The organism is Leptospirillum ferrooxidans C2-3 (genome assembly GCF_000284315.1).
GTDB classification, from domain to species: domain Bacteria; phylum Nitrospirota; class Leptospirillia; order Leptospirillales; family Leptospirillaceae; genus Leptospirillum; species Leptospirillum ferrooxidans.
The window spans coordinates 75,238-95,468 of sequence record NC_017094.1 but is presented as its reverse complement, the minus strand read 5'-3'; the positions used below and the strand labels follow the sequence as shown (position 1 = coordinate 95,468).

The following is a 20,231-nucleotide window of genomic DNA, read 5'->3' as shown; positions in this document are numbered from 1 at the left end:
TCAGAAACCGGATGGCACAGACTCCATTTGTGATCGAAACCGATCCCAGATGAGTCTATACACGGATCACAATCTTTCCAAAATGCGCTCCCTGATCAAGAGCCATCAAGGCTTCCCTGGCCTCAGAAAAAGAGAAGACACCATCGATTGCCGGACGATGGGAGCCATGTTCCAGAGCCCTGGACATTTCTTCAAGCTGACGGCGGTTTCCGACATAGATTCCCCGGACTCCTATGGCTTTTCCAAGGATCAGGGCTGTATCCACATTCCCCGCTGTACCGGAGAGAACACCAATGACACTGACCTGTCCACCTACCCGAACCGCCCTGAGGGATCGATTGAAGGACTCCCCTCCCAGAACATCCACCACATGATCGACACCGCGACCAAGCGTTAACGCATGAACCTGATCATCCCAGTCAGGAGAAGTGGAGGTATCTATCAGATCTTCCACACCAAATGCCCTCATCTTCAAAAGCTTCTCTCGAGAGCGGGAAGTGGCCATCACCCTGGCACCTCCCATTCTGGCAAAAAGTGCAGCATACATGGAGACTCCTCCTGTGCCCAAAACCAGAACCGTCTGTCCGGGTAAAAGGGGAATGCCTCCATACAAAGCGTTCCAGGCGGTCAAGGCGGCGCAGGGAAGCGTCGATGCTTCCTCGAAACTCCAGCCGGAAGGAATCTTCACCACCGACTCGGATCCCAAAATCACATATTCCGACAAAACCCCGTCCAGATCACCTCCAAGCGCCCTACGATCTGTCTCCGGTCCCACCAGTCCATCGAAAAAGAACGGAAAGAAAGAACCCATTACCCGGTCCCCCTGAATGAAACCGGAAACACCCTCTCCAACAGATTCGATTTCTCCCGCACCATCGGACAATGGGATCAAAGGATAACAAACCTCCCTTCGGTAGACTCCCTTTGCAATCATCAGATCCCGATAATTGAGCGATGCCGCCCTCATCCGGATCAATACCTCTCCCTTTTTGGGGGAGGGCTTTTCCCTGGTGACAATCTTCAGGTGATCCAATCCTTTTCCAGATAACTCGTATGTCTTCATTATTATTCTCCTCGCCTCTTCCTGAATATGATGATGGCCTGAAAAAGCCTTCCGGAAAAATGAATCTTAAACCCACCATCTGATATGCTACAGAGATAGGCTTCAAAAAAGAAACCTGTTCTCCTCATGCGGGGGGTTCGAATGCCAGGAAATGGACGATGAGAAAAAATCTGATCCGGGAATGCATTTCTTATGGAACGAAAAGGAGCGTTATCCATACCGCAATCATTACGTCCTTTATCGTCGGAACCATCCTGAACCTGATCAATCAGTTTCCGAATATCCTCTCCCATTTACCTCTGTCTCCAATGAAGATTTTCCTGAACTATCTCACCCCCTATATGGTTACTACCGTCGGAGCGGTCCGCATGTGTTTCCAGTTTGAAGATAAACTCAAAAAGGGGAACATCCCCGAATCCGTTTCCGATCCGGAGCGCTCCCCCCTTTCCACCCAAAAGGACCAGACAGACTTCTAGGTCCTCAAAGCCAAACATTTTCCGTCAGCTCTTTCCGGAGCTTTTAACTCCAGAAATGAAGAGATCCCGGGTCATCACTGACCCGGTTCTTCACTCCTTCTCCTTATTTCTGTCTGAAACCGGGATGTTAAGTCCGGGAAAAAGAGCCATTCCCTTCACTCAATCCCTGAAGTTTCACTGCCCCAATGGGCTCGGAGTCTTGCATTCCCACCACGACCACTGGTTTTTTGATCATTTTTCTGGATTCGTCATACAAGAGCGCTTCCGCCTGGGCCCGTTCCCGTAACAGGGGAGATCGGGTACCGCTCACAGAGAGGCAGTTGTTGAAAATCCAGGCCCATGTCCGGATTCCGGCGCGAAAGAGATCAGCCTCGAGCGACAATGCTTCAAGCAACGGCGTCGTTTCAAGCAAACTGACAACAATGATTTTGGTCTTTTCCGGATTTTGAAGACGCATCATAGGAGTCGTGCTTTCATCACCCTCCTTGATGTGGCGGGACACTTCATGATGATAGGCTCCTGTCGCATCGAGCAGTAATAGCGTATGGCCGGTTGGAGCAGTATCCACTACAACAAATTTGCGGTCGGACTCCTCGATGACACTGGAAAAGGCCTGAAAGACAGCGATTTCCTCCGTACAGGGAGAACGGAGATCCTCTTCCAACATCAAAAGCCCTTCCCTGTCGAGACCTTGGCCCCTTTCCTTCAGGACCAACTGTCTGTATTTCTCTGTCTCCACTTCCGGATCAATCCTGCTGACCGTGAGATTCGGGGGAGCATCAGGAAGTGTCCTCAGAAGGTGGGCAGCAGGATCCGTTGTTGTCAGATGGACAGGGAATCCCCTCAGGGACAGGGACACGGCAATGGAGGCTGCCATGGTGGTTTTACCCACTCCACCTTTACCAACCATCATGACAAGACCATGTCCATCCTTTGAGAGTCCATCAACTAATGATTCAAGACCTTCCACCCATTCGGACGGCAACGAATCCGGCTGATTTTGGATTTTATCAATATTCTCTTCCGAGGACCCGCCTCCTGGAGAAAAAAACTCTTTCAGGTGTCCAACTCCGACCACGTTATATCCCTTAAGGGGCAAACGATCTACCTTGAACCCTGAAAAAAAAGCTTCCATCTCTCCGACGGTCCGTTGTTCCGATTGATAAATCGCCAATGCCAGAGGGTCATTTTTCACTTCCGATTCAGGCAATAACCCATTAATGACCAGATAGCTGCCGGACAACCCCTCCAACCTCAGTTCGGAAACCGTTCTCAAGGCTTCCTGAAGGGATGACCTCTGTCCCCTTGCGACCAGAACCAGCCTTGTTTTAGAAGGATCGGAGAGAATTTTGACCGCTTTCTCATATTGACCTTTCTGCTGTTCCAGACCGGACAGGGGACCAAGACAGGAAGCCCCCTGGGGGTTATCACTGATAAAATGGCTCCATGCGCCAGGAAGGCTCAAAAGACGGATTGTATGCCCAGTCGGTGCCGTGTCGAACAAGATATGGTCGAAATCAGACAGAACCTTCCCGTCGGTCAAAAGTTCCGTAAATTCCCCAAAAGCCGCAATTTCCACCGTACAGGCCCCGGATAGCTGTTCCTCGATGGCACGCACTACATCATCAGGCAAAACTCCCCTCACCGGTCCGACCACCCGTTCCCGAACCTTCCTTGCAGAATCAACCGGATCGATCTCAAGCGCGAAGAGCCCATCCACGTCCGTCAGGGCTGTGATCCGGTTGCCGATTTTCTGACCGAAAACCTGTCCGATGTTCGACGCGGGATCGGTGCTCACAAGAAGAACCCTCTTGCCAAGTCCGGCCAGATAAACGGCCGTTGCACAAGAAAGGGAAGTTTTGCCGACACCCCCTTTTCCCGTGAAGAAAAAAACGGCAGGCGGATGTTCCAGAAACTTCATCATGTTTTGCTCCTGACTGTTTTACAGATCCCTAGTGGGGCCAAAGACATCTCAACAGCAGCCACTGTCATCGCAACAACCTTTTGAAGCACCCTGTTTGCTCACAGGATCCGAAGACTCAGTCAATCCGGCAAACAAAAACAGCTCGGACCGGGTTGGATATCTCCCGGCAAGGGCGATCTCGTCTTCAACAAGAATGACCGGAAGGGCGCTTTGTCCGGAACGGGCAAGAAGACCCTTGACCAGAGGATTCTCGGCAAAAGCCAACGGATCCTGAGCAAGATTCCGCCTGACGATATTGCCACCACTGCGCTTCAGACTATCGACATCAGCAGCAAATCCGACAAGGGCCGTATCAACTTCAGGACCGCAGACACCTGTGGAACAACAAAGGGCAGGATCAAAAACTTCAATCTTTTTCATTTCAACTCTCCAATGAATATTGAATTATTAAACACGAGGAAAAACCAGTCTCCCTCATTTGAGGACCCCCCAGAATCAGGGCATCAGGGTCCCGATACGATCCAGCTCTTTTTTCAAAAGAACTGGCGAACCCATTTGTCCCGAATGGAAAAAGGAAAGAAGAGCCTCGATCCGGAAACGCAGGATGCGGTAAGCCCTTTCAAATTCGGCCTCCACAAATCTCTCATCACCCACCACTTTCGCAGGATCAAAAACACCCCAATGGGAGCGAAGGGCTTTTTCCAGGTAAAGAGGACAGGCCTCCCCCGATGCGTCATCACACACAGTGATCACAACATCGGGAACCTCTCGGAGCTCTTCCCAGGATTTGCTATATAGACCATCGACAGGGATTGACTTCTTTTTCAACAAGGCGATGGTTTTGGGGTGGACGTAACCAGCCGGATGGCTTCCGGCGCTCATTGCCCGGATCGTCTCGGGAAAAAGCGCATTGAATGTCGCTTCGGCCAGAATGGAACGACAGGAGTTCCCCGTGCAGAGAAAGAGGATCTTCACGAAAAACTCCCGTTTGATGGATTCCCAGCCGGAAGAGGAGGAAGACAGGAGAGATTGCCCTTGGCTTCTTCCCGGAAGGAAGCGCACTCATCGGGGTTTCCCGCACAACATTCTTCCGTCAGGTAAGAGATCAGGTCCAGCATCACAGGGATATTCGCCCGATAACGCTGGAAACGGCCCTCCTGAACCACCGTCAAAAGCCCTGCCTGGGTCATGGCCTTTAAATGAAAAGAGACATTGTTTGCAGGAAGCTCAAGCAGCTGCGCAATCTGGCCGGAGACAATCCCGCCTGACCCTTCCTTGACCAGAAGACGATAAATATCCAGACGTATGCCGGAAGAAAGAGATTCAAAAATCTGGGTAGCATGTATTCTGTCCATAATTCTATGGTACAACACTAATGGAATCATTGCAACAATAAATCAATCGCTCGGATACCCCCTACACCAATTGTTGTGGATCGCGGAAAGAGACAAGTAAAAAGAATATGGAAAAACAAGGAGGTCAAAAAAAACCCGGGGGATCAAGGCCCCCGGGCAAGGAAGAAAAAATCAAAAACGGTGGAAACTACATCTTTTGATGGCCCGCCATTCCATGATGCATCATCATTCCGTGATGCATCATCATCATCTCCCTCCAAAGCTTCTTCGCCTTTTCAAACTGCTCGGGGGTCAGAACCTTGTGGGCACTCGAGACCATCTCGACATAGCTGTCCATGATCTTCTTCTTGTGGTCAACGATACGATTGATATCTTTCTTGACATCGGAGGTGTCAATATTCTTCTTCATCATTTCGACCATGACATCTTCACGGATCACCTTGATCCGGGCCTTTTCCATGATCGCAGTCTTTCGGAATCCCATCTTGAGGTGCATCAGCTTATGGACCTGATCCTGCGAAAGTCCCAGTCGATCCTGGTTCATCAGGTAAAAAGGAATCGGAGCGCCATGCATGATCATATGCATATGACCATGGCAATGATGCATCATACCGGCCTCAGCCTTGGGAACTCCGGAAAATCCGAATAGAAAGATAGCTATCGCCATGACAACAACCTTTGACATCTTACCTGGCAGCATTCAAACCTCCTTATATTTGGACTGTTTTGGTGGTTGGTGAAAACACAAACCACCCCGACAAAAAATAGTATTTCATACAATTGTTGAAGAATGATGGAAAAAGAAAGCCACTAAACCGGAAGCTCAATCACAAGCTCCGTCCCCTGGGAGACGGGATCACTCTTTTGCCTGTTCGATATGGCAATCCGGCCTCCATGGACAGATGCAATGGCTGACATGATCACCGACCCAAGCCCAAGAGAGATTTCGGAATTTGAAAGGTCGTTCTCGCAGGAAAGCTTTCTCGGCCTGCGTTTTCCAAAAAGGATCGCATCTTCCGAAGAAATCCCCGAACCATCATCCCTGATCACAATACGGGCCATGGATCCACCATCGTGATTTTTCTTCACAGACTCAAGCTCGATTTCAACCTTTGATGCCGCATAGCGTCGTGCATTCTGAAGCGCATTTCTCATCATTCTTTTTAAAAGAACGGGATCCCCCGACAGGATAATGGGGGATTCCGGGCTATTGAACTGAAAGTCAACGGCTTCTTTTTCTGGGGTGACTCCCTCTTCCACGATCCGGATTTCTGATTGAACAAGAGCTGTAAGGTCAATATTTTCTGCCGTTTTTCTATATTTTGGGTCTCCGACTTCAGCAATAAAGAAAAGATCATCAATCATCCTCAGAAAATATTCACTTTCACTCCGGATAATCTTGAGGAAACGCTCCCGATGTGCCGGAGACATCGTTTCACTGTGGTCAGCAATCGTATCGACCGCAGCCTTGAGGCTGGTCATTGGTGTTCTCAGATCATGACCAAGTTCATGAAGAAGCTCCTGTCGTGAGCGGTCTGTATCTTCCACCCGGGACACAAGACTTTCGATCGCATTGGCCATGCGATTGAAATCGGTCATGAGGCTACCCAGTTCATCAAGCCTTGAAATCGGGAAGCGGGCCTTGAGATCCCCTTTTTCAAGCCTGCCAAGAATCTGCTTTGCCTCCCTCGATTTTTGCCGAAGATAGACAAACGTAATCAAAAGACCCGCAAAAGCGGAGGCTGCCATCGTCGCAAACAGAAAAATCGTCCATCCCAGAAATCCTCTTCTGATCGCTCCCGTTTGGGGAATCTTGACCAGAAGATAGGTCGGACGGGGTGCTTTCAGTCGAAGAATCATCATATCGGGCGTTAGCTGGAACGAACGGTAGTGTGCTGCAATTCCATGAATGATTCTGGGCTTTGTCAGATCATTCCATGCCACTGGAAGAGGCCCTGAAGAGATCTGTGCGTCAATTTTTCCGGAACCGTCAACAATCCAGACCGGAAGCACCCGTAGCCCAATTCGAGCCCGCATGGCTTCAAAGCTTTGGAGTGTCTGCTGGTAAGAACTCCCCTTTTCGATCACTCTGGCCATGAACCTGATTGCAGGATTCCGGATGGGGCCTTCTCCCGTTTCGTTTAACATCCGGATACTTCCAACGATCACAGTATCCATAATGAATGAGACCGCCAGACTGACTAAAAAAAGCTTGACGAGAAGATTTTTGTTCATGAGATCTCATCTCCTGCTTCGAGTCGGTAGCCCACTCCATATATGGGGTGGATCCTGATCAAATTTCCGGCAATATCACGGATCTTTTTTCTGAGGTGAGACAGATGCGAATCGATTGTACGGTCAAACATGTCAGAATCATCCGAGAGAGCGTCAAGGATGTCTTCCCGGGTTACAACCTCACCGCCTCTTTGAACAAGATAGCAAAGGATCAGATATTCTTTTTTCCCAAGATGGATGAGCTGACCGTCGATCTTTACGGTCCGGTCGCCTTGGTCTATCGTGATCAACCGGTATGACAGGATATTTCCACGAAGATGTTTCCGTTCGACAAGACGATCCATCCGCGCGGTCAGTTCAGCAAGCCCGAAAGGTTTACGGATATAGTCATCTGCGCCAAGGGATAATCCTTTGACGACAGAAGGTTCATCCGTACGGGCGCTGAGCATCAAAATGGGGATCAGGCTGTCCTTTTCCCGAATGATCCGGCACAGGTCGAATCCGGACCCGTCGGGGAGCTGGACATCAAGAAGAATCAGATCAAAGGCGGCTATAGCAATCAGATCGGAAGCTTTCGCAATTGTATCGGCAACCTTGAGATCATACCCTCTATAGGGAAGACTGAGCGCAAGAGTCTGTCCAATCATGGGGTCATCTTCAACGAGAAGGATTTGCTTCAATAAATTCTCCCCATATAAAACAAACTCACCGCATATTTACTGGATTGGGAGCGGCGAAAGAGCTCTACTCATGATAGAAAAATCCCCTGACTCTTACCCATTATAACGATTTGTCCATTTAGCATGGACCCTGATCTATTTTGAATTTCACATTACTATACAGAAATTGGAACAAATTCTATAAGCTGGGAGAGCAGGTAGATCCCACTCTCAGCAAACACTTATGAGGGTAAAAACCGATATCGTCCACAACAAACGGAATCTGAGAATTTAGCATTTGATCCATATCCGGGATCTAAAGCATCTTGCACTCCAGACTCGAATCTGGGGTCAACCGCTTTTCATTTTTTTGATTGCTTTGTTTGAACACGTGCTTTAGATTTCTGGAAACTTCGAAATCGCACCCTTTAAAATGAGGAAATCCAATGAGCGGCACTACCAATCTCCCCGTTTGGGAAGATTCCACTCATTCCTGAAAAGGGGAATTTTGAACAGTCAGGAAGATTACAAAAAACCTCAACGTTTTTAATGATTCCTAAAATTCTGGCTCCTTGCTAAACCACCGGGTTTCCAGGCATTTTCGAAGGCCGAGTCGGGCCCGGTGCATCCTCACTCCGCAATTTTCCGGAGAAATCCCCAATTCCCTGCAGATTTCCTCCACGGGAACCTCTTCCACCATTTTCAGAAGAAACACACGGGACACTCCCTGAGAGAGTCTTTTCAGACATTCATCGAAGACTTTCCAGAAATCCTTGTTTTCCAGACATCGATCCGGATCTCCCCAATCTGCTGGGGGATGAGCCCATTTCCCATTCTCCAGAAAGTCGGAGGGACCGACTTCTTCTCCGTCAAACCCTTCCACAAACAGATAGCGGGATTCCCGCCGGAAATGATCGACAACCTTGTGCTTGAGGATCCCGAAAAGCCATGTTTTTTCGGAAGAATTCCCGGAGAAACTGTTCCGGGAACGGATCGCCGACGCGAATGTTTCCTGAACCGCATCCTCGGCATCCGATTCCTTTCCCAGAAGGGAAAGGGCGTACCGGTAAAGTTCGTCTCCGTAGCGATCCAACCACAATTCGGGATCGACCGAACAACTGGAACTCATTTTTGTTCCCCTTCATCCATTGCCCTGAGGATTCGCTGCCGGGCCTCTTCCGACAAGACCGCATCCTTGTTTTCGGCTCCGGGCTTTTTCCGGAGAGACTTCGTCACAACCTTGTCCAGAAAATGGATCTGGGTTGAAAAACGTGAGCACGCTTCGCAAAAAAACAGATGGACCCGAACCATCATCCGTTCCCGGAACGAAAGTCTTTGATCCTGTCCGAGAGAGATGAGCGAACTCACGTCCTTGCATGACATCAATGATCGACCCATCTTCATTTTTTCCCTTTCCCGGTTATTCATCAAACGCCACTCGAAGATCGCCGTCCGATGACATCAAGAACCATAATAATCAACTTCCTTGTGCAATACCTCGTCATCGTTTTTGAAGAGCATCAGAAGATGCGACAAAAAGAACCACTGCCTTCTCTGATGTTCCACTGTTGCAGCAGTCTTTTGAAGGCCTGTGCGGCAAAGAGCATCGCTGGACCTTGCTGGAAATTGATCCCGGTGCTGATTGGAGCATAAAAGGATCCATTCTGGCCTTTTGAGAACTGGGGTGCGAACTGCGGGAGATAGGCGACCTTGGCTTCAAGATAGAAATAAGCGAAGTTCTGTTAACAAGTTCTTGACGGGCACCTCCCGCATCAACGACCGCAAAGAAAAAGTGCTTGGGATCTCCCAACAACCTGACCTTTAATCCCGCTGTGATGGGGGCGGACATAATTGAGCTACCGAAAAAAAGTCCGGTCTGGCTTCCCTGAAACAGGTTGCCCTAGGCATCATCCGAAATGCGATGTTGTCCATCATCCAGTAACCGAATCCAACGCCGGCTCCGTACCCGTTTTCAAAGCTTCTGGCAAAGCTCTGGTTTGAGACAGCTGAATGAACCGTAAGTGTTGAGATATCAAGGGCCGTAAAATCATAGTTTCCCAAAATCATCAGGTTCAGCTGACCAGTGGCGGCACTTGCCGAAAAAGCTCTTTTCGGCGGAATGGCTACCAAAGTAAGAACCCCGGCAATGAACAGGGGAAAAATCATTTTGATGAAGCGTGTCATTTTTAAAGCCCGCATAATGGCTTCCTTTTCCCGTTTTCTCTTGCCAAGGGGGAACGAATGATTACGAATACAAAAACTTCTGTCCCACCCATACCCACCGATAGGCCAGGAAACCCAGAATGGTTCCGAATACCCCATGGGCGATGGCAACAGTCAATGGCATCGCCGGCATATCTTTTCCCATAAACCCGATGCCCTGAGAACGGACAGCCGGGCTCAGCAAAAATACGAGTCCGATCAGCATGCCGTATCCCAGACCTACCCAAGTTCCCCTGCGTCCCAACAAAACGGTATAGATCACGCCAAAACAAAGACCATTCCAGAAGTGGTATCCCCATCCGACTAGATCCGAAAAAACATTTGGACCATCCATAATCCGGTTGGTCAGCAATACCCCCAGCAGTTCGGGGAGATTTCCCGGCATTCCTCCATAGTGAAAGCTGATACTCCTGACCACTTCAAGGCCAACCGTTGCAAGAAGGCCGGCTCCCGCTCCGGCAACGATCCGGTTGACAAGAGATGACATGCCCCGAATACGTGCCCAAAGTGCGAGAAAGAACACAACCGCGACCGAAGGGATCAGCGCCCATTTCCCCAAGTCGGCCATAGAAGCGTACCCGGCCTGCGAAATCGGGAAAATGAGCGGAGCGACACTCGCACCGGCAAGAATCAACACCCCCGCCTTTTGCTCGGAACCTGTCATGAAACTCACCTTTTCCTCAAAATTGGTCAGAGGGAGGAATCCTCCCCCCGACCGGATTCTTACTTCAACATGCCTGTCATCATGGCAAGATTTTTGTCCAGCATCATTCCCATCTTGACCAACATCGGATCATGGAAAGCACCGAGTTCCTTGGAAGGCAAAAGATAGCTCACGATTGTTTTTCCATCGTTATTCACATAGATGTTGACCCGAACCGGAATCAGAACTCCCACACCCTTTTGGGCAGAGAACAGTTTCTTGCCCATCGTCGGATTTCCGACAAAAAATGTTTCGGACCGGAGCTTGAGTCCTGTCATTCCCATGACCTTTCCCTGGTTAAGCATCCCCAGGACCATCATCCCGTTTTTTGCCACAAGCTTCTTGAACATCGAGACAGTCTGGTTAAAAGAACCATGAGTCGTTACCGAAACAAGACGACTTTCTGCCGCGCTGGCCTTAGAAAGTCCAGAAAATCCCATTGCCAAAAAAACTACAATAGCCGGTACCAGCATCCTCGAAAAAATCTTCATCGTTTTTCTCCTTTTGAATTGAATTAATCGAACAGATCAAAACCAGTGGAACATCCAATGCCCGGCTGCGGCTCCAGACAGAAGCAGCATCATTCCGAGCATTGTTTTTTCATGACCGCACAACCCCTTGTGAGTAGTACACCCCTCTTTGGTACACATCATCGACATCATTGCCTCCTAGCCGTTCACATTGTCCAAGAAAATTACCCTGATCCTGTATGCGCCGAGGCAACCCATGACTGCCGGGATTGTCTCCTCACGTCCGACAAGATTAGTCTGATGGATTTCCATCTGCCCATTAGTCGCGTGAAAAGCGGAATTATTACACCTGTCTTTTACGCATTTTCAAGGGAGTATCAGATTGTGTCTTTTCAGAGGCCGAACCATTGTCATATAGGCAGGAGAAGGTAGGAAGCAAAAAAGCCGACGGCCCACAGGGCAATGGAGAGCCAGTACAAAAGCCGGCTCCTCGTCTGAAGCCGTTCGCACAGGACACCGAGAACGGGGTCATTGGGACAGGTTCGTCCCTGACGGTACATGAGCCATCCCGACAATCCCATCAATCCGGCTGAGACCGCAAACAATTCCAGCTTGTAATGCGTGAGCATGACCAGAAACGGGAAATTCCCCACGAGACCGGAAACGACGACTCCCATGCCCAACGTCACAAGGAGAACGGGAAGAGCGCAACAGACAAGTGTGCCGGATGTCGTCGCCAGAGCAATCAGACCGATCCCCAGTTCTGTGTACGCCCGGGTTCCCCCTGTGTCAGGATAATTGTCGCATGACTTTGAGGAGTCTTTGAGGGAAGATTGATCCAAAACTAAACAGGCGAGGAGAGAAAACATGGGTCAACAATACGCATTGGAATTCAAGGAAAGCATCGTCAAGAGAATGCTTTCTCCTCAGAACGAATATATCCCCACCTTGTCCCGGGAAACCGGGATTCCTGTCGATACTCTTTATACCTGGAGGGTTAAATATCGATCCCGGTTCATGGGCGCAGCCCTTTTGAAAGATCGGGAAACGTCTTCCCTGAGCTCGGAAGAGAAGCTTTCAATCCTTCTCGAAACAATGTCCTTAAATGAACACGAGTTGGGAGAGTATTGTCGTCAAAAGGGCCTCTACCCGGAACAGATTGAGGCCTGGAAGAAAACGGTTCTGGAGGGGTTGGGCTCTCTCCCTGAAAAGACGCAGAGGGAAAAGGTATCTCAGCAAGCCAAAACGATCCGGCAGCTGGAAAGCGAGCTTCTTCGGAAGGAAAAAGCCCTGGCAGAGGCGGCCACTCTCCTGATGCTTAAAAAAAAAGTGGACGCTCTTTTGGAGGAAAAAGAGGTCGGAAGATCGATGGGGAGTCCCGTCAGGAAATGACACGTTTGATCGAGGAAGCCCGAAAGGAGGGGGCTCGCCTTTCCAGGATCTGTGCCGTTCTGGAGATTTCTCCCAGGACGTTCCAGCGACATGGGAAGAAGAAAGCGGGAGGAGAGGACGGGCGCAAGGCAGCCCAGACGAAACGAGCCCCTGCCAATGGGCTCACTTGCGAAGAGGAGGCCATGATTGTATCGACGGTGAACGAACCTCGCTTCGCCTCCATGTCTCCGGCCCAGATCGTTCCGATTCTGGCCGATGAAGAGCAGTATCTGGCATCGGAGTCGACTCTCTACCGGATCCTTCGGAAGAGAGGGCAGCTTGCCCATCGTGGGCGTTCCAAGGCCCCGACACACAAGCGTCCTTCGCCGCTTGAAGCCACCGCTCCGAATCAGGTCTGGACATGGGATATCACCTATCTCTCCACGACCGTCAAAGGCCATTTTTTCTATTTGTACCTGATTCTGGATCTTTACAGCCGAAAGGTTGTGGGATGGGAGGTCTATGCGGAAGAATCCTCCGAACATGCGGCCGAGACGATCCGGAAAACCGTTTTTCGGGAGAGAAAAGGAGGGATCGCGCCGAAGGTCGTCCTGCACTCGGACAATGGGGCGCCTATGAAGGGAGCCACAATGCTTGGAACGCTCCAGATGCTGGGAATTCGCCCCTCATTCGGGCGTCCTTCCGTCAGTAATGACAACGCCTATTCGGAGTCACTCTTCAAAACCCTGAAATACCGGCCGGACGACCCGGTGGAAAAGCCCTTCGACACACTGGAAGAGGGGCGGAAATGGGTCTCATCTTTCACAGGGTGGTACAACGAAGAGCACCGCCACAGTGCCATCAAGTTTGTAACGCCTTCACAGAGACATAGCGGGAAAGAGCGGGAAATTCTGAATCGAAGGGAGAGGATTTACCAGGAAGCACAAAAGAAAAATCCCGAACGATGGTCCGGAAAAACGAGAGACTGGACGCCTATCGGAAAAGTGACTTTAAATCCTTAAAAAGAGGTCGTCAGCAACGACCAAAATTTGAAAGAGGAAAAGTCCAAAAAATGCGAAAGATTGCTTGAATATTACCGTGAGGCTCGTTCCGAAGGGGAGGACAACCCCTCCAGAACCGTTTTCTTCCAGGCCTCAATCTGTTCCGGGTAGAGCCCTTTCCGACGCCAATATTCTCCTCGTTCCACCTCATTGAGGACCATCTTCTCAAGAAGGATGGACATCTTTTCTTCAGAGCTCAGGGATGAGGATTCGTTTTCCTTCCCGTTCCCATGTTCCGGAATTCGGGATCGGTATTTCGTCCTCCAGGTATAGAGAGTACCCACAGGAACCCCTGTTTCTCTCGAGATCTCAGGAATATATCCATTGTTGGGAGGAAGAATATTCTTGAGAACACTCTCATTGAATCCCACCGCATACTGTTTGCCCATCACACTCTCGCCTCTAGGTCAGTTTTTGCTCCTTTGTCCTTCAAAGACTCTTCAAAGTCATGCGACAACTATCCTGACACAGGGGGTCGGGGAGCCCTCTGAAAATCTCTAAAAGATGCCGGGCCTGTTCAAGGTCGAAAATGTATGGCCGGCGTTGGCCGCTATTATGCCTGGTGCAAGCCGTCACCGGATTGGATGTCATGGCTCCCTGGAGCACGATCCATCGAAAGAAGTTCCGCAACACTCCGAGCAAGTGGTTGGAACCTCGCGGTCTCGGGGGGGACGGGAGGCCAAAAACTGGTCGATTCCCGAAGGTGTGACAGCTTCAAAGCGTTCGATCCCGTTTGAATGCATAAACCGACCCAAGGGGATCAGGGTATCCCACACCATATTTTGTCAGCGTGTGACGCCCGGCTTGGGGGCATCCTGACAATCGTCCTTTCACGCTCAAGTCAAAGTCTAGCCCCAGCCGACGAATCCCCCCTCCACCTGAACAGGTTCCAGAAAACAGGAGAATCAGGCGGCCGGCGCTCAGGATCCTTTCACTCCCCCTTCAGATCTGGTCGAAGAGCTCCTTGCATACAGCCAGGACGTTTCTACTTTTTCCGGAATCGAGCTTCTTCTGGTTTTTGCGGAGTTCCCGGAGAAGTCTGATCGACGAGGGTTCATTCTGAAGGATGACCCGCGATCGGTCAAATTCGCTGATGTCTTCCCCAACGACCGGGACATGGGTAAACAGGCTCTCACCCAGCCAGCGGGTACATCCTTCGGACTGGAGAATAAATACGACCAGGTAGTTTCGCATCGGAAGGACAATCACCCGGCTCTGGACCTTGGCAATGGCTCTGTCGAAGTCTTTATCACCGGATGGTTTTCCTTTTCTCTTTTTGTCCAGAATCATCCGGTACCATCCCCGGATCAGGTCGGCATGGATCGACCGGATGACATATCCCGGATGATTCCGGTAAATTTTGAGCGACTGGATTTCCTTGTCGATAAAGTAGCCGGCTTTCTCAAAATTGAGGTCTTTCAGCTCCGTCTTGGCCAGTGTCCGGTAGTCCACCGGGGTGATATAGCCAAATTCGGTCATGTCCAGCTTTTTTAGAAGGACGATGATCCGCTTTTCAAGATACTCCGCCCGCTGCAAAAGGATTTCCCGCCCGTGATAGTCGGGGGTGGATTCAAAAAATTCCTCGTTTGAGCAATACGATTTGCGAAAGTCGCTTCCCCCCGTTCTCTGGGCGCACTGCAGACGGTCCAGTTCCAGAAGGGTTTTGTGGAAAACCTGACCGTCCACCTGGAGATCATGGATCAGGAGGTTGCGGTTCCTGATCTCGTCGCTGATCAGGGTGCCAAGGGAGAAGATCAATGCGGCGATACTGACGATCAGGGTAATCAGCCCGGAATCTCCCGGGAGATGTTCCGATGCCGGTCGTTTTTCGTTCTTCAAAAGTTGTCTCCCCAGGGAAAGGAAAAGCGGGTTGTAATGAAAGCCAGAGAGAGCATGCTCTTGGACCGGATAACTTTAGGCCATTACCGGTCTGACTGTCTTTTTGCGTATTCTCGCGAAGGTTGCCACTTATTCCTGTTATGATTACCACCTGTCTGACCCCCTGATCCACCCCCTCGTCGGGGATCAGATTGTTGTCACAGCTTGACAATTACCAGAAAGCGCGATCCGCTTGTCTTTCCGGAGTTGCTCCCGGATGAGTGTCTTGACCTTCTCCGTTCCTTCCGGTCCCAGTCGTTTCCGGAACTTGCACAACGTGGAACTCTCCACAAAATGGGCCTCTTCCAGAGGAACGCCACAGAAAACCCATCCACACCACGTTCTCATGGAGTTATGATGGAAAGTGGTGTTTGGAGGGATTGAAAAGAAAAGGCGTGTCCTGCTGAAATGTGGTTGCCCAACCACAACAATTCAGCCAAGGGAGCACGCCACATGGAAGAGAATACACTGATCGGGTTTGTGAAGCCAAGGACGATTTCAGACCCGTTGACCGAACTTTTGAGGATGGGAGCCCGGAAATTGATCGAAGCAGCCATTCAGGCGGAATTGTCTGAATTCCTTGGGCAGTTCGAGCAACGGAAGACCTCCGAGGGGAAAAGAGGAGTGATCCGAAACGGGTATCAACCGGAACGGGAGATTCTGACGGGGGTCGGAGCAGTCTCCGTTCGGATTCCGAAGGTCCGGAGCCGGACAGGAGACGCAGTAACCTTTCGATCTGCCCTGGTTCCTCCGTATGTTCGGAAAACAAGATCTCTGGAAGCGGCGCTTCCCTGGCTCTACCTCAAGGGGATTTCGACAGGTGAGATGCAGGAGGCTCTCTCCGTTCTGGTGGGACCCGAAGCCAAAGGACTCTCCCCGGGCGTGATTCGACGACTGAAGGAAAGCTGGCTCCAGGAAGACTCCGAGTGGAAGAAACGGCGTCTGGACAAAGACCGCTGGGTGTATCTCTGGGCGGACGGAATCTACAGCGGAATTCGGGCCAGTTCGGAACGTTTATGCGCTCTTGTGATTGTTGGAGTGAATGATCGGGGAGAAAAGCACTTCTTGGCGATCGAGGATGGGATGAGGGAATCGATCCAGAGCTGGAAGGATGTCCTTCTGGATCTGAAGGAACGGGGCCTTTCTTCTCCAAAACTGGCCATTGGGGATGGAGCCATGGGGTTCTGGGGAGCCATGGAGGCGGTCTTTCCCCAAACGACGCATCAGCGGTGTTGGGTTCATAAGACAGCCAATGTTCTCAACTACCTTCCGGACTACCTTCCGGACTCCCTTCAGGAGAAGGCCAAGAAAGGACTCCATGAGATCTGGATGTCGGAAGGCCGAGAACCGGCTCAGAAAGCGTTCGACACGTTTCTAAAAACCTACGAAGCCAAATACCCGAAAGCCACGGAATGTCTCCTGAAAGATCGGGAACCGCTCCTGGCCTTCTACGACTTTCCGGCGGAGCATTGGATTCACATCCGGACGACCAACCCGATTGAATCGAGCTTTGCCACGATTCGACATCGGACCAATCAGGCCCGAGGATGCTTCAGCAAAGAGACGATCCTGACCATGATGTTTAAGTTGGGACTTTGTGCCGAGAAACGGTGGAGAAAGATCAAGGGGTTCACCCACTTGGCTCTGATTCTGGAAGGGAAAATATTTAAAGACGGAATTCTAGAGGACAACTCAAAGCAGGACGCGGCTTGATGCTCTCAAACACCACTTTTGACTATTTCTCCAAGAACAGTACCCATCGGATACTGTTCTTCGTGTGGAAGCCAACTTTGGAAAGAAGACGCTAAAGAGGGCGAAGGAGAAGGAGGGCTGAATAGATGGGACAATTGGGTCATCAAGGCAATCGGAGAACTTCTTTCAGCCTCTCCCGCCGAATCCCAAATGGCATTGCATGAGGGCTTCCAGTTGGCAGTATCGGATGTTATCCGCCATCTCGGGATTTCCAATACAAAAGATCTTGATCGGGCCGTTGGTTTTGGAGAGAGCACTCTTACTCAATGGCGACGAGGAAGGGGGAAGCCGAGATTCGACTATTTTCTCCTCTTCTGCTTCAAAACCGGGATCAACCCAAAAGACATGCTCTGCCATTCATCGGGCGAATTTCTCAGGCATTGCCGGATACCGATAGACAAGCGAAAGTTTTCAAAGGGAATACTTTCTCACGAACAGGGATTCCTTCAATTGCTAGCAATTAGAAATGAGATTGTTCGAGTTTTATCCTCCGACGACACCCCTAAGGAGTTTTCCAAACGGCTCGGGGTTGGGATCGGGTTCCTCAGATATCGGTTTCCTGAAAAATCTAGAAAAATAGCCGCCCGGTATAGGAATTGGCTTAGAGAGAAGAAAGAGGCTCTTTTCCAGTCAAGATGCGAGGCTATCAGAAAAGCAGTCGAAGAACTTGAAGCTGCCCAGGAGTACCCCAGCAAAGGGAAGGTCTTCGGACGGATCCCTGAAATGAGCGTAGGAGGGGGAAAAGACCAGAAATTGACGAATGTATGGAAAGAGGCTATTCGCTCAAGATTGAGAGTTAAAAAAGAACTGAATCAAAATTGGGAAGCATAATGTGTCCGAGAAAAAAAGGAAGCATAACTTGGCCAAACGGCCATTTTATGGTTCAACTCACACACACAAATGTGAGGATATAAGAATGAATGGTCGGGGCGAGAGGATTTGAACCTCCGACTCCCTGCTCCCAAAGCAGGTGCGCTACCGGGCTGCGCCACGCCCCGAAAAAGGCAAGAAGTGCATTCTACAGAATAAAGATCAATTTGACCAGTCTTTTTCCATCTTCAACTTTATTTTTCCTTTTTATCTTTCTTCTTTTTCATTGAAAATCCCCGGAACCATAGTCATAATACATTGATCAATCAAACATTCTTCTGATCTTTTATCTATCCGGGGTCTTCTTGAATCGAAAAAAATATGTTCAGTTCCTATTGCGAAATGGGTTACCCCTTCTCTTACTCACAATGATCGTATCTTGTGGACCCCAACAGGTTCGTCTGAACGATACGATCTCCCCTCCTCTGAAGTTTTCAGCCATCAAAAACGTGGGAGTCTTTCTTTACCCTGACAACTCCCCGTCCGATCAGCTTTTTCAAACAACATTGAAAAGGAATCTTGCTTCTCTGGGGTCAGTTTCAGTTACCGCTCCACACCTTGATCATTTTCCTAATAACCTCGCTCCCGAAATACCCAATCTCTCCCACCAATCACACTCTAATGTTTTGGTGTTGATTCATGTCCTTTCTCACTACGTAACAGACGAGTTAAATCAAACTGGGGGAAAATCTTGCGTCCAAAACCATTGTGAAGAACTCCACATTCCGATGGGCACAAGAGATGATCAAATCTCTTTCAGACTAGTCATCCTTCAGGCTTTTCCCTTCAAGATCCTTCTGGATAAAAAGATTACCACCCATATCTATTCCCACCGATTTCCCCTTTCTCTCCTCTCAAGATCTTTTGAACCCAAAAAAACATTGGATCTTAAACTTTACGCCAAAATCTCCCAGCATATCGCCTATTTGATATTCCCGGTCAAGCTTCGATCTGTTCGCCCATTCTATACATTTGACAGACCAACCCGTAAGGCCTTTTTGGCCTTGTCCCAAAAAAAGACCCGCCTCGCACTCTTTTTTCTCAACAGCGATTATTCCCAATTAGTCCGTTACCAAAAAAAACCTCCCTATAAACTGTATGATGACTTTGGCGTAGTTTATGAAGCAATGGGAGCTTATTCTCTTTCAGATTATTATTACCGGAAAGCACTTCTTACTAAAAACCAAAAACTCGTCAACCGGTTTGAAGCCCAAGTTCGGTCTTATCTTATTTACTTTATTGGAATCAATATCTTTGAGGAGGGACATCACCAATGATCAACATGCTTCTTGAAGACCAATTGTCAGATGTTCTCAGAAAATTCCGATATGGTCGAAAAATCAGTTTGAAAACACTTGAACAAAATTCCGGGATCACAATGGAACTCCTGAGATCATTTGAATCAGGCGACCAATTACCGAACCAGTCACAATTAAATCTGTTGGGGGAAGCCCTCGGTTTTGATCCGGCCATCCCTGCAAAAATCCACTTTCATCCCGAACGGACACCCAATCCCAAACTTCCTCACTGGATACATCCTGTAAAGGAAAACTTTCATGGAATGGATGTATGGTGTTATGTCGTCGATCTCCCTGATGCGGAACCTGGATCGGGAAAAACGCAATCTATTCTCGTCGATACTGGAAGCGCGACAGATATCCTCCACCATTATCTTGATACAGAAAACATATCTCTTAAAGGAATCCTTTTAACGCACGGCCACGAAGACCATGGAGGGGGGATCGAACATCTCCCCCCTAACCTTCCGGTTTACCTGAATGATGCTGACATGCCTCTCCTGAAGACACATATGCCGAATCCCCCTATGACCTTTTCACCGGAAGATGCCCGCGATCTTTTAGGGGCATGGGGAGTTTCCAAATTTGAGATTACCCCTATGCCAGGTCATACCAAAGGATCGGTCGCCTATAGAATTGATAATGCCTTATTTGTCGGAGACGGGATTTTTTGTGGTTCCGCAGGAAAACCCTGGACACCGGAGGACTTTAAAGATGAACTGGAATCGATCAAAACACTTCTGGAATCCTATCCTGAAGATCTGGTCATTCTTTCAGGACATGGTCCATTTACAACGGTTGGAATGGAAAAAGGAATCAATCCCTTCTACCATTGTGCAATCTAAATCCGATATCTTGCTCAAAAGCTAAACAAAAAAAGGGAGACATTGGAC

The 20,231-nt window shown here is 49.5% G+C and carries 23 protein-coding genes, 1 tRNA gene and 1 pseudogene; 6 read left to right on the top strand and 19 right to left on the bottom strand.

Translation table 11 applies throughout. From position 1 onward, the window contains the following. Window positions 1-55: 55 nt before the first annotated feature. A complete protein-coding gene (locus tag LFE_RS00470; RefSeq protein WP_014448318.1) occupies window positions 56-1,063 on the bottom strand; it encodes a zinc-dependent alcohol dehydrogenase family protein in 1,008 nt (335 codons plus the stop codon). A 158-nt stretch (window positions 1,064-1,221) separates the two neighbouring features. Here LFE_RS00470 and LFE_RS13855 point away from each other — a divergent pair, with 158 nt between their 5' ends. Beyond that, a complete protein-coding gene (locus tag LFE_RS13855) occupies window positions 1,222-1,539 on the top strand; it encodes a hypothetical protein (protein WP_014448317.1) in 318 nt (105 codons plus the stop codon). 127 nt (window positions 1,540-1,666) lie between these two features. Here the strand turns inward: LFE_RS13855 and arsA are convergent, their stop codons facing one another. The 14 genes from arsA to LFE_RS00390 form a co-directional block, all read right to left on the bottom strand. Further along, window positions 1,667-3,460, bottom strand: coding sequence for an arsenical pump-driving ATPase (gene arsA, locus LFE_RS00455; RefSeq protein WP_041774545.1), 1,794 nt, complete (start codon window positions 3,458-3,460; stop codon window positions 1,667-1,669). Window positions 3,461-3,511: 51 nt separating this feature from the next. Beyond that, window positions 3,512-3,883 carry an arsenite efflux transporter metallochaperone ArsD gene (gene arsD, locus LFE_RS00450; protein ID WP_014448315.1) on the bottom strand — a complete coding sequence of 124 codons (372 nt, stop codon included), beginning with the start codon at window positions 3,881-3,883 and terminating at the stop codon, window positions 3,512-3,514. Between the two features lie 75 nt (window positions 3,884-3,958). Next, on the bottom strand, window positions 3,959-4,438 hold the full coding sequence (locus LFE_RS00445) for an arsenate reductase ArsC (RefSeq protein WP_014448314.1): 480 nt from the start codon (window positions 4,436-4,438) through the stop codon (window positions 3,959-3,961). Next, complete coding sequence (locus LFE_RS00440) at window positions 4,435-4,818, bottom strand: ArsR/SmtB family transcription factor (RefSeq protein WP_041773899.1); 384 nt, start codon at window positions 4,816-4,818, stop codon at window positions 4,435-4,437. Before LFE_RS00440 ends, LFE_RS00445 begins: the two co-directional genes overlap by 4 nt. A 187-nt stretch (window positions 4,819-5,005) precedes the next feature. After that, window positions 5,006-5,518 (bottom strand): periplasmic heavy metal sensor, encoded by a 513-nt coding sequence (locus tag LFE_RS00435; protein WP_014448312.1) that lies wholly within the window; start codon window positions 5,516-5,518, stop codon window positions 5,006-5,008. 110 nt (window positions 5,519-5,628) lie between these two features. Next, complete coding sequence (locus tag LFE_RS00430; RefSeq protein ID WP_014448311.1) at window positions 5,629-7,053, bottom strand: HAMP domain-containing sensor histidine kinase; 1,425 nt, start codon at window positions 7,051-7,053, stop codon at window positions 5,629-5,631. Continuing rightward, window positions 7,050-7,733, bottom strand: a complete 684-nt coding sequence (locus tag LFE_RS00425) for a response regulator transcription factor (RefSeq protein WP_014448310.1) — start codon at window positions 7,731-7,733, stop codon at window positions 7,050-7,052. Before LFE_RS00425 ends, LFE_RS00430 begins: the two co-directional genes overlap by 4 nt. A 535-nt stretch (window positions 7,734-8,268) precedes the next feature. Further along, a complete protein-coding gene (locus tag LFE_RS00420) occupies window positions 8,269-8,841 on the bottom strand; it encodes a sigma-70 family RNA polymerase sigma factor (RefSeq protein ID WP_014448309.1) in 573 nt (190 codons plus the stop codon). Then, window positions 8,838-9,110, bottom strand: coding sequence for a zf-HC2 domain-containing protein (locus LFE_RS00415; RefSeq protein WP_158310222.1), 273 nt, complete (start codon window positions 9,108-9,110; stop codon window positions 8,838-8,840). The genes LFE_RS00420 and LFE_RS00415 overlap by 4 nt, the downstream gene beginning before the upstream one ends. Window positions 9,111-9,533: 423 nt before the next feature. Beyond that, window positions 9,534-9,911, bottom strand: coding sequence for a hypothetical protein (locus LFE_RS00405; RefSeq protein WP_014448307.1), 378 nt, complete (start codon window positions 9,909-9,911; stop codon window positions 9,534-9,536). 46 nt (window positions 9,912-9,957) lie between these two features. Then, window positions 9,958-10,599 carry a hypothetical protein gene (locus tag LFE_RS00400; RefSeq protein WP_014448306.1) on the bottom strand — a complete coding sequence of 214 codons (642 nt, stop codon included), beginning with the start codon at window positions 10,597-10,599 and terminating at the stop codon, window positions 9,958-9,960. 59 nt (window positions 10,600-10,658) lie between these two features. Then, a complete protein-coding gene (locus LFE_RS00395; RefSeq protein WP_014448305.1) occupies window positions 10,659-11,129 on the bottom strand; it encodes a DUF302 domain-containing protein in 471 nt (156 codons plus the stop codon). 36 nt (window positions 11,130-11,165) lie between these two features. After that, complete coding sequence (locus LFE_RS14455) at window positions 11,166-11,297, bottom strand: hypothetical protein (protein ID WP_269763949.1); 132 nt, start codon at window positions 11,295-11,297, stop codon at window positions 11,166-11,168. 221 nt (window positions 11,298-11,518) lie between these two features. Continuing rightward, window positions 11,519-11,950 carry a hypothetical protein gene (locus LFE_RS00390; RefSeq protein ID WP_198408003.1) on the bottom strand — a complete coding sequence of 144 codons (432 nt, stop codon included), beginning with the start codon at window positions 11,948-11,950 and terminating at the stop codon, window positions 11,519-11,521. 25 nt (window positions 11,951-11,975) lie between these two features. Here LFE_RS00390 and LFE_RS00380 point away from each other — a divergent pair. Next, window positions 11,976-13,501 (top strand): IS3 family transposase gene (locus LFE_RS00380; protein WP_148272494.1). Its coding sequence is split into 2 segments (ribosomal slippage): window positions 11,976-12,444 and window positions 12,444-13,501, totalling 1,527 coding nucleotides; the frame shifts between segments, so codons are not numbered across the junction. A gap of 71 nt (window positions 13,502-13,572) precedes the next feature. On the opposite strand, the gene LFE_RS00375 is transcribed toward LFE_RS00380, so the two are convergent. From LFE_RS00375 to LFE_RS13850, 3 genes and pseudogenes are all read right to left on the bottom strand, one after another. Next, on the bottom strand, window positions 13,573-13,929 hold the full coding sequence (locus LFE_RS00375) for a hypothetical protein (RefSeq protein ID WP_050989451.1): 357 nt from the start codon (window positions 13,927-13,929) through the stop codon (window positions 13,573-13,575). A 553-nt stretch (window positions 13,930-14,482) separates the two neighbouring features. Then, the gene (locus LFE_RS00365; RefSeq protein WP_014448300.1) at window positions 14,483-15,379 is read right to left on the bottom strand and encodes a hypothetical protein; all 897 of its coding nucleotides are present in this window, start codon (window positions 15,377-15,379) and stop codon (window positions 14,483-14,485) included. A gap of 243 nt (window positions 15,380-15,622) precedes the next feature. Further along, window positions 15,623-15,770: pseudogene (locus LFE_RS13850) on the bottom strand (transposase); the annotation flags it as partial. Window positions 15,771-15,871: 101 nt separating this feature from the next. On the opposite strand from LFE_RS13850, the gene LFE_RS00355 reads away from it, so the two are divergent. Next, window positions 15,872-17,131 carry an IS256 family transposase gene (locus tag LFE_RS00355; protein WP_014448299.1) on the top strand — a complete coding sequence of 420 codons (1,260 nt, stop codon included), beginning with the start codon at window positions 15,872-15,874 and terminating at the stop codon, window positions 17,129-17,131. A gap of 18 nt (window positions 17,132-17,149) precedes the next feature. Further along, complete coding sequence (locus LFE_RS00350; protein ID WP_041773893.1) at window positions 17,150-18,001, top strand: hypothetical protein; 852 nt, start codon at window positions 17,150-17,152, stop codon at window positions 17,999-18,001. 90 nt (window positions 18,002-18,091) lie between these two features. Here the strand turns inward: LFE_RS00350 and LFE_RS00345 are convergent. Then, a tRNA-Pro gene (locus LFE_RS00345) sits at window positions 18,092-18,168 on the bottom strand. Between the two features lie 600 nt (window positions 18,169-18,768). Here LFE_RS00345 and LFE_RS13845 point away from each other — a divergent pair. Further along, a complete protein-coding gene (locus LFE_RS13845; RefSeq protein WP_014448296.1) occupies window positions 18,769-19,317 on the top strand; it encodes a hypothetical protein in 549 nt (182 codons plus the stop codon). Beyond that, window positions 19,314-20,183: an MBL fold metallo-hydrolase gene (locus tag LFE_RS00335; protein ID WP_014448295.1), complete on the top strand. Its 870-nt coding sequence runs from the start codon at window positions 19,314-19,316 to the stop codon at window positions 20,181-20,183. The genes LFE_RS13845 and LFE_RS00335 overlap by 4 nt, the downstream gene beginning before the upstream one ends. The last annotated feature ends 48 nt before the right edge of the window (window positions 20,184-20,231 follow it).